At 49.3% G+C, this 6,207-nt stretch carries 7 protein-coding genes; 4 read left to right on the top strand and 3 right to left on the bottom strand.

The genetic code is table 11. From position 1 onward, the window contains the following. The first annotated feature begins 145 nt into the window (after nucleotides 1-145). The 3 genes from ACXLDX_RS00060 (at nucleotide 146) to ACXLDX_RS00050 (ending at nucleotide 2,390) form a co-directional block, all read left to right on the top strand. Nucleotides 146-853, top strand: coding sequence for a DUF6657 family protein (locus ACXLDX_RS00060; RefSeq protein ID WP_457575141.1), 708 nt, complete (start codon nucleotides 146-148; stop codon nucleotides 851-853). Between the two features lie 80 nt (nucleotides 854-933). After that, nucleotides 934-2,034 carry a M24 family metallopeptidase gene (locus ACXLDX_RS00055; protein WP_457575140.1) on the top strand — a complete coding sequence of 367 codons (1,101 nt, stop codon included), beginning with the start codon at nucleotides 934-936 and terminating at the stop codon, nucleotides 2,032-2,034. Between the two features lie 23 nt (nucleotides 2,035-2,057). Continuing rightward, nucleotides 2,058-2,390 carry a hypothetical protein gene (locus ACXLDX_RS00050; RefSeq protein ID WP_457575139.1) on the top strand — a complete coding sequence of 111 codons (333 nt, stop codon included), beginning with the start codon at nucleotides 2,058-2,060 and terminating at the stop codon, nucleotides 2,388-2,390. A gap of 173 nt (nucleotides 2,391-2,563) precedes the next feature. Here the strand turns inward: ACXLDX_RS00050 and ACXLDX_RS00045 are convergent, their stop codons facing one another. From ACXLDX_RS00045 to ACXLDX_RS00035, 3 genes are read right to left on the bottom strand one after another with little or no spacing between them, the layout of a single operon-like run. Then, nucleotides 2,564-3,370 carry an XdhC family protein gene (locus tag ACXLDX_RS00045; RefSeq protein ID WP_457575138.1) on the bottom strand — a complete coding sequence of 269 codons (807 nt, stop codon included), beginning with the start codon at nucleotides 3,368-3,370 and terminating at the stop codon, nucleotides 2,564-2,566. 9 nt (nucleotides 3,371-3,379) lie between these two features. Beyond that, nucleotides 3,380-3,748, bottom strand: a complete 369-nt coding sequence (locus ACXLDX_RS00040; protein ID WP_457575137.1) for an MTH938/NDUFAF3 family protein — start codon at nucleotides 3,746-3,748, stop codon at nucleotides 3,380-3,382. A gap of 2 nt (nucleotides 3,749-3,750) precedes the next feature. Beyond that, nucleotides 3,751-4,881, bottom strand: coding sequence for a SprT-like domain-containing protein (locus ACXLDX_RS00035; RefSeq protein WP_457575136.1), 1,131 nt, complete (start codon nucleotides 4,879-4,881; stop codon nucleotides 3,751-3,753). Nucleotides 4,882-5,033: 152 nt separating this feature from the next. Here ACXLDX_RS00035 and ACXLDX_RS00030 point away from each other — a divergent pair, with 152 nt between their 5' ends. After that, nucleotides 5,034-5,915, top strand: a complete 882-nt coding sequence (locus ACXLDX_RS00030; RefSeq protein WP_457575135.1) for a M48 family metallopeptidase — start codon at nucleotides 5,034-5,036, stop codon at nucleotides 5,913-5,915. Nucleotides 5,916-6,207 lie beyond the last annotated feature (292 nt).

Below are 6,207 nucleotides of genomic sequence, written 5' to 3'. Positions count from 1 at the left end.
ATTACCCATGGCTGGTTCTCCTTTGTTGTGCAGCCTTGAGACTGCGTTTTTTTGAGCGTGAATATACCACAGCTCGTTGAAGGGGGAACCAGCCTTCTCATTTTATCTATGCGGACGAAAGAGACCGCGAAAAGCTGGGGTACCTGTGAGTAATTACGTTTTTCTTTGCCAACCCGGCAACTCTATTGTACATTCGCCGGAGAACCTCTCCATCCATGACCGGGTGAACGACTTTTCTTCTATTCTTTTTTGGGACAAAGATATAATGACAGAAATTAAAAGCACCATGGAAATGGTGCTGGAGCGGGCGGCAAAAATGGCCGAGGAAGCTCCCACAACAGACGACCGTGAAAACCTGATCAAGACCGGCATGCGGCTGGCGGCTGATTTTTTGAATGGTAAAATTGCAAACCTCCAGGAAGAACTGCTCAGCCAACCCCCTGATACCCAGATTCCCGTACGACACGGAATGGTGCAGACCCTGTTGAGAAATATTGTCCTGCCCCGTGATGAATCCGGAGATCAGGAAGGAACAAGCGCGATGAAAGGTATTTTGATGCTGGCAGGAAATGGTGGAGAAGTCTCCAGCATCTGCGGAGAGCTGCAACAGCTCCTTGGTCAGTACGGACAACATAAACAGCAGTCAGTTCAACAACTTGAAGATGCCATACGAACACAACTGGAACAGCAGCAGATGGCATCTGGAAAAGGCGGAGGCCCTGTTAATCCGGCTATGCATCCGCAGTACCATGAAGAGTTGTCCAAGATGCTCTCAAACCTCAATGGCCAGTATAATGACGCCCTGGATCAACGGAAAGAGTTGATCATGGAACGACTCTGCCCATCCCTATAGCGCACCGGGAGTAATTACAGTTCAGAGATAATAAAATCACAAAGTTACTGCCCCTGTGACCAATTACCACCGGGATTATAATGAATTACCAGAAACGAATAAAAAAAGTGCAGACCCGTCTGCGACGCAGGAATATCGATGCCCTTCTTGTGAGCCAACCGGAAAACAGAAGATATCTCAGTGGTTACAGGGGGGGCGACCATGGTATTGGCGAAAGTTCCGGTGTCCTGATTATTCCGGCTTCCGGCCCTGTTCATCTGCTCACTGATTTCCGCTACCAGCTCCAGGCCGAACAGGATGTTCCCTGGGCCACTGTCCATATTTACAGAAAAGGACTGCTTAAGCTGCTGACCGGCCTTCTTCCTGAACTGAATATAAAAAAACTCGGTTTCGAAAGCCATTATACACTTCATTCAGTTGCAAAAAAAATGGCCTCCACCCTGAAAAAGAAAGGTATCCGTCTTGTCCCGCTGACTGACCTCGTTGAAAAACTGCGGATCATCAAGGATAAGGATGAAATTGATCTTCTACGGCAATCTGTTCGGCTCAATGAAAAGGTTTTTCAGGAAATTTTCACAACCATCAGCGGGAAAATGACCGAAATCGAACTGGCCCTGGCCATTGAAACGCTGATGCGAAGAAAAGGTGCGGAATCCACAAGCTTTGATTCCATCATTGCCTCCGGAAAAAACAGCGCTCTGCCCCACGCTGTTCCTACCCGGGCCAGAATCAGAAAGAATAAATCACTCACCATTGACATGGGACTGGTCCTGGATGGATACTGTTCAGACATGACCAGGAATTTCGTCCCCGGAAAACCAGGAAAAAAATACCTCAAGCTTCATCGACTCGTACGTAAAGCCCAGCTTGCAGGACTGGAAAAGATCAGGGCCGGAGTAACCGGCAAAGAAGTAGACCGAGCCGCCCGCACCGTAATTTCCGATGGCGGATACGGCTCCTGCTTCGGACACGGTCTCGGTCACGGTGTGGGGCTGGCGGTCCATGAGGAGCCAAGGCTTTCTCCTCTTTCCCGTAAAAAATTAAAGGCCGGTATGGTCGTTACTGTGGAACCGGGCATCTACCTGCCGGGCTGGGGCGGAATACGCCTGGAAAACATGGTGGTTGTCCGGGAGGAAGGCTTTGAAAACCTCAATACGGATACAACCTGGCTTGACATATAACCTGAATCCAGCACTTTAAAAAAATGCGACAGATAGTCATTGATGAACTCTCCCCGATGGAACGGGATAATATAGACTCCTACCTGAAACGCACCCTCAAACAGGGCCCCATGATCGGCCTTTACTGGATGGAGCTGCCGCCAGACCTTCTCTCCGAGGCCCAGCAGGGACATGAGGAACACGGACCCTTCTACCTGGGTGTAGAGATCGACAATGTTTCCGTCCGTTTTGAACTGCTGGTGCGCAGCCAGTCCAATCTCCACTGCACCTGCATCGCCCACGCCTCAAAAATCCAGCGTCAGTTTGTTCTCGATTTTATAGACCGCATGGTTGAAGAGGAAATGATTCAGGCCTGATATTTTCCGACCTGAAAAGCTGGGGTGCTTGTGAACAATTACAGTTCATAGGTCAATGTCATTAACTTGAGGATAAAATGGGCCCCAAAAGTCCCATTCCGACCTTGGCCGAGGGTGTCTGCAGCCAGGACGGCTGCAGTCAAGCCCCAAGGGACGGGTTTATAGCGTCCCTGTCAAAAATTGCCAACATTCTTTACATCCCGCATATATTCCGGAGAGCCACCGTTTTTTATCAGCAGTATCTCAGCCATAATGGACATGGCAATTTCCCTGGGATTTCTCGAAGCAATATTGAGGCCCATTGGGGCATGAATCTCACCTATCCTTTCCCCTGGAATACCTTTTTCCCGTAGTGAACCGAAAATACCCCGCAGCTTGCTGCTGCTGCCGATCAGACCTAGATAACGGACATCAGCCCCGATCAGGGCCTCCACAGCTACCCGGTCTGTTTCGTGGCTTCGAGTGGCAATAGCCACATAACAGTTCCCGGTAATTAGTTCTTTCAGGTTTTCATCAAACTGCTCAACAAAAACAGTTTCGGCTCCCAAAAACTCGTCAGCCGCCAGCATATCCTTTCTATCGTCAACAATGACAACTCCAAAACCAAGATATGCCCCCAGGGTATACAATTCCCTGGCCACATGACCCGCTCCAACTATCACCAGCCTGGGACTGGTTCCAAAAACACGGACAAACAACCGCACATTGCCACCGCAGGCCGAACCTGTTTTTCCTGTACCGTCACCTCCATGTTGGATCTCGCGGCTTTTCCCGGCAGCCAGTAATTTCTCCGCCTCAACAACAACAAAATGTTCCAGTTGACCTCCTCCCACGGAACCGATTTTCTCCCCCGGCAGAACAAGCATCATGTCACCTATCCTTGCGGGTGTATGGCCTGAACTGCTGATTACAGTAACAGACGCAGCAGGAATCCCTCTTTCCAGACAGGATTTCAACCTGGTAATAATTTCCGTATCCATTTTTTGTCCTCAGCAGGTCGAGTGAAAAAGTCCTCCGACGGCAACACCTTTTTCCACCTGCTCGTTATAGAGTTTTACCCCTTTTCCTGTGGCAGCCACAATGAGCCGGATATTTTCCCGCCGGGCCTTTTCCACAGTTGCCGGCGAAATCTTCAGTCTGTGCAGCCGCCCCGTGGTCAGGACAATAACCCGACTGCCATTTGCAATCAGTTCCTCCAGCTCCCCGGGATGTATTCCTTTTCCATGAGCGGTACCGAATTCATTCCAGTCCCAGCTGCGTCCGCCACCAGGCCAGAGCTTGAAATCCCTGCCAACGCCCAGTCTTTCCACTTCCAGCCTTCCCCATCGACTTGAAATAATACGCAATGATTTCACCATATTCAACCGTCTGTTACGAATCGTCCACTTTCCTTCGAATCTCCGGACACCCCTTTTGCCAGGGTGATTGTCCCACCGGTTTTTACCCCCTCACTATAGGTATTGCGGTACACCTTTGCGCCGGAGCGCCTTGCTTTACGCAACCGGGGAAATCGCGATGACACATAACGGTCCAGTTCATTCCTGCTGACCATCAGCATCTGTTCAATTTCAACTGAATGATTCCCTCTGCCCCCTCTCTTCTCCCGTTTTTCCCTGCCCTGCTCCAGTTTTTTATAAAAACCGGCCAGTAATCCAAGGAAATAACTGTTTTTCTCTCTTCTCGCCTGCCCCCTGAACCTGTGTCTGTTATGGTTCCAAAGAGATTCCAGCTTGTTTTCCAGAAAATAATAGCAGTATTCCGCAATAACCACATTCTCCCTGGTACCGAGCAACTCAATCACCTTGTGGCTATCGACAAGAAACGGGTCATAGAGGGTTGACATCACTACCCGGACAGAAAAAAAATCCTGCAGAATCCTGCAGATAACCCGCTGGTACCGCTCTATCCGTTTGCGTTTTCTGTTTATGAGTATATACCCGAAATTTCGCTTGCGTCCCAGCTCAAAAGCGCTCACTCCATATTTATCTATCAATTCAGTAGCTTTTTCCATGGCCAGGGCCGCCTCATGTTCATTTGGAGAGGTGGCCAGGGCCAGCAGTTTCTCAATCCTGTCTATAAATTTCCTGCCGGACCCGGAAATCGTGTTTTTTCCTGCAAGACCTGCCTCCAGTTCCGCGGGCGTTGAACAGGACCCGCAAAACTCCGCTTCAACGCAGAGCAGTTCACAGGCGTGCAAAAAATCCCGGCCATGCCCGGTTTCACTGCTTCCCATTAATTCTGAACATACCTGGTGGGCCATTTCATGTTTCAGGACCTGCTGCACTACCGTCCAGGGATATTGCGTGATCAGGTGGGAACTGAGAGCGAGAGTCCTGGTCGTGCTGTTCCAGGATCCCATTTCCAGTTTTGATTCGGAAATTTCCAGAATCGGCGGGGAGAGATCAATATTATAACTCCAGAGAATAGTATCATATTCCATCAGCAGCTGGTCACACCAGAATGGCCTGTATTCCCCCACGTTCATTTTCATTCTCCGACCTCTTCAATTGATGCTGCGTATTTGGGTTGTATCCTCGACAGACATGGATTATTTTTACAATTCAGGGCATTTGCAAAACCAATATAAGGTACATTGGCAAATTAGAATTTTGAAAGACATTTTTTCAGGAAAGCCTGTAAATTATGGATTATGAAAGCCGATTATACACACCCATGAAAAAATTTGTAACAGTCATTCTTCTGCTTCTTCTGTGCAGCTGCGCCACCAGTCCCACCGGTCGCTCCCAGCTTATGCTCATCTCTCCACAACAGGCTATTTCCGCCTCAAAAGAAGCGTATATCCAGACACTGCGCCCCCTGGAAAAAAAAGGGAAAATTGACAGTGACCCTGTTACCTCGGCACGTATCAGATATATTACCGGCAGGCTGATCGCCCAGGCAATCCGGCTTTATCCCTACACTGACAACTGGGAGTGGAGCGTCAAAGTGATTGATGATCCGGATACAGTCAATGCCTGGTGCATGGCCGGTGGAAAAATGGCAATCTACACCGGACTTATTGAAAAGATCAAGGCAACGGATGACGAAATCGCCCAGGTTATGGGCCATGAGATTTCCCATGCCCTGGCGAACCATACTGCGGAAAAAATGTCCATGGCCATGGCGACACAGATCGGCATGGTCGGTCTCGCCGTTGCCTCGAAAAACAGTCGCCACAGGGGAGCGATTCTCTCCGGCAGCGCACTCGCAGCAGCCCTTGCCGTCAACCTGCCCAACAGCAGAACGGCGGAAACTGAGGCGGACACCATGGGTATTGAACTCGCGGCCCTTGCCGGATACAATCCCTGGGCCGCCGTCTCCCTCTGGCAAAAAATGGCGGACATGGGCGATAAAAAAGTCCCCCGGTTTCTCTCCACCCATCCCTCACCAGCCAACCGCCAGGCTGCACTGACCGACCTGGCACAGCAGATGATGCCGTATTATCTGGACAAGAGCCCCCGCCCGGTTTATCCATTACAGGGTGCTTTGAAAAATAAAAACGCACAACACAGTAAACAACTGTAGGCTGCCTTGAAAAATTAGATTTTTGGTTCGAGATCAAGGAACAGCGAAAATAAAACTTGATTACCCATGAAACTCAGCCAAATTGTGGATGTGCCTGTTTTATCAGGCTAGCCTACGGTCAAAAATCACTGGAAATCTCAATTGATAAGGAATTCAAATGAAAAGGTGTCAGTCCAGATCATTTTATAATCAGTCTAATGTGATTTTTGAAATACGCCTGATAAAACAGGCCCAATCCCCAGACTCATAAATAACAGGCTGAGTTTCATACGTAATCAGAAAATAAAAAGCG

This window comes from Desulfomarina sp., assembly GCF_054039375.1.
The sequence above is the reverse complement of the archived record's forward strand: the minus strand, read 5'-3'. Positions and strand labels throughout refer to the sequence as shown.